The sequence below is a fragment of the Achromobacter sp. GbtcB20 genome (assembly GCF_019091095.1).
Lineage (GTDB): Bacteria > Pseudomonadota > Gammaproteobacteria > Burkholderiales > Burkholderiaceae_B > Achromobacter > Achromobacter mucicolens.
On the sequence record NZ_JAGXJZ010000309.1, the window covers coordinates 1 to 367 of the forward strand.

Genomic DNA, 367 nt, shown 5'->3' on the forward strand with positions numbered 1-367 from the left:
AGGACAGTGAAACGCCTTTGCGCCGATGATAGTGGACGGACGTCTGTGAAAGTAGGTCATCGTCAGGCTTTTATTGCTCAAAACCCCGCAGGTATCCCCTGCGGGGTTTTGTCTTTAGTGAGAGCCCTGCCGGTTGCGGCAAGAGGTGGGTTGCGGCGAGAGCTGCGAACCTTTTAGTACAAGCGGGCGTCAGGTTCGCGTTGCAGTACCCCAGATTCGAACGGTTGACCGTTGTGTCAACTGCTCAAGCAGTTACGCTTGACGACCATAGCAAGGTGGTCCCACTCCTTCCCATCCCGAACAGGACAGTGAAACGCCTTTGCGCCGATGATAGTGGACGGACGTCTGTGAAAGTAGGTCATCGTCA

Annotated in this window: 1 rRNA gene; it reads left to right on the forward strand. The window is 55.0% G+C overall.

Annotated elements, in window-relative coordinates:
* Nucleotides 1-257: 257 nt before the first annotated feature.
* Nucleotides 258-367: ribosomal RNA gene (gene rrf / locus KVT32_RS29115) — 5S ribosomal RNA — on the forward strand; the annotation flags it as partial.